Source organism: Leisingera sp. F5 (assembly GCF_001593695.1).
This window is the reverse complement of the sequence record NZ_LUKH01000476.1, coordinates 1-2,319: the sequence shown is the minus strand read 5'-3', so window position 1 is coordinate 2,319 and position 2,319 is coordinate 1. Positions and strand designations below refer to the sequence as shown.

2 protein-coding genes and 1 pseudogene are annotated in these 2,319 nt (G+C 60.4%); 2 read left to right on the top strand and 1 reads right to left on the bottom strand.

Annotation, left to right across the window (positions count from 1 at the left end; translation table 11 throughout):
* Positions 1-295 (top strand): annotated as a pseudogene (locus A2I95_RS32135) (ABC transporter ATP-binding protein); the annotation flags it as partial.
* A complete protein-coding gene (locus A2I95_RS32130) occupies positions 292-1,557 on the top strand; it encodes an ABC transporter permease (RefSeq protein ID WP_027257834.1) in 1,266 nt (421 codons plus the stop codon). The pseudogene A2I95_RS32135 and the gene A2I95_RS32130, both read left to right, overlap by 4 nt.
* Positions 1,558-1,627: 70 nt before the next feature.
* Here A2I95_RS32130 and A2I95_RS32125 read toward each other — a convergent pair.
* A partial coding sequence (locus A2I95_RS32125; protein WP_291736356.1) for a glycine cleavage T C-terminal barrel domain-containing protein occupies positions 1,628-2,319 on the bottom strand: 692 nt, incomplete at its 5' end.

The following is a 2,319-nucleotide window of genomic DNA, read 5'->3' as shown; positions in this document are numbered from 1 at the left end:
GGAGAAGATGCAAGGCCTGGTGCTGAAGCTGTGGAAAGAGACCGGCAAGACTATTATCCTGATCACCCACTCGGTGGAGGAGGCACTGCTACTGGGCGAGCGGCTGATCGTGATGGCGCCGCGTCCCGGCCGCATTCACCGCGAATACAACTTGCCCTTTGCGGAACGCGGGGTGAATGCAGATCTGCGGGATGTGAAGAAATCCGAAGGATTTGCCGAGACCCGCGATGAGATCCTCTCGATGATCTGGGAAATGGAAGAGGAGATCATGGGCCGGACGGAGCAAGTTGCATGACGGTTCTTCTGTTCTATATCGCGCTGTTTGCCGGTGCTTTCTTTCTGGTTCAGCTGATCCGCAAGGGGATGCAGTCGCAGCAGGATTTTACCAGCTTGAAAACCGTAACGTTTGGCGATGAAAGCGCCGTGACGCCGGACCGGGCGGCCTCGATCATCTCAGTCCTTGTGATCTTTGTGATCTGGGCGGCCTTTACCGGCTCCAAGCTGCTTCCCATTCACGTGCCAGGACCCTTCACCGGCGAAACCACATTCACCTATACTTTGGAGAATGCCGACGGGGCCACCGATGACGCAGACATCACAGTCAGGGTGGCCGGGTTTGGTGAGGAAAGCCCAAAGTTTGAGGTGGAGCCGGGCGACGGCTTTGCCAAGAACGATGCCCTGGCGGCACAGGCCGGGCGCTCCACCACTCTGATTTTTGACCGCAATGACGAGGTCAAGCGCAAGGAAGGCGCAAAGATCGTCGCCATCAACGGCGAACCCATCGGTCCCGGTACGCAAGTGGACGCCGGCGACGGCACGGTGACGCTGACCGGGAAGGGGGCGATCAGTTTTGCCCCGCACGGCGGGTTGCAGATGAACCCGATCTGGCTGCCGGCACCGGAAACGGTGGTGGCGCGGTTCTTTGAGATTGCCTCGGAAGGTTATCAGAACTTTTCGTTGTGGCAGCATTTGGGCTGGTCGCTGACACGGGTGATCGTGGGTTTTGTGACCGGGGCGATTGTCGGCATTCCGCTGGGCTATGCCATGGGTCTGTCGGGCTGGTTCCGCGGCTGGTTCGACCCGATTGTCGAGTTCATGCGCCCGGTGCCGCCCTTGGCGCTGATCCCGCTGGTGATCATTTGGTTCGGCATCTGGGAAACCGGCAAGATCGTGCTGCTGTTCCTGGCAGCCCTCTGGATCATGACGATTGCGGCGCGGGCCGGGGTTTCCGGGGTGAACATCTCGAAAATCCACGCGGCCTATTCGCTGGGGGCCTCCAAGTGGCAGATCATGCGCCACGTGATCGTGCCGAATTCGCTGCCGGAGATCTTTACCGGTGCGCGGGTTGCAATGGGCGTTTGCTGGGGCACCGTTGTGGCCGCGGAACTGGTTGCGGCACAAAAGGGGGCAGGCATGATGATCATTGCTGCCTCGAAATTCCAGCTGACGGATATCGTGATCATGGGGATCGTGCTGATTGGCATCATCGGTTACGGCATCGACATACTGATGCGTCAGGCGGAGAATTGGCTGGTGCCATGGAAGGGTCGCAGCTGACGCAAGTTTCTGCATCGCAATGGAAAACGCCCGGAGAATTCTCCGGGCGTTTTGCTGTTTGAAGAGAGGCCTAGCCCCGGATACGGTCGAAGCCCGAATCATAGGGGGAGGGGGCAATAACCGTGGCCGCCACCAGATCGCCGCAGAGGTCGAGCTGCATAGTGCTGCCTTCGGTTGCCAGTGCCGGTTCCACAAAAGCATAGGCCAGGTTCATACTTACCCGGTGACCCCAATCGCCGGACGTCACGGTGCCCACGACCTTGCCGTCTTGCATCAGCGAGGCGCCGCCATGGGCCGGGGCGTGGGTGGTGCCGATCCGCAGCGTGACCAGCTTCTTGCGTGCGCCTTCGGTTTGGCGTTTCTGCAGGGCCTCCTTGCCGATGAAATCACCCTTTTCCAGCTTCACGAACCGGTTCAGCCCGGTCTCAAACGGGTCGAATTCGGTGATCAGGTCTGCCTTCCAATGCAGGAAACCTTTTTCCATCCGCATAGACTCCACCGCCCGCGCGCCAAAGAGTTTGAGGCCGTGTGCCTCGCCCGCCTTGCGCAGGGCCAGGTAGGCTGCGTAAAGCGAGGCGTTGGGGACGTGGATTTCATAGGCTAGTTCGCCGGAGAAGCTGACGCCCATCACTGTGGCGGGCGCAAAACCGACGAAACATTCACGCACCGACAGCCACGGGAAGGCCGCGGCTGACCAGTCGCCCCTGGCGCAGGCTGAGAGCACGTCCCTAGCCCGGGGACCGGCCAAGACCAGGATGGTCT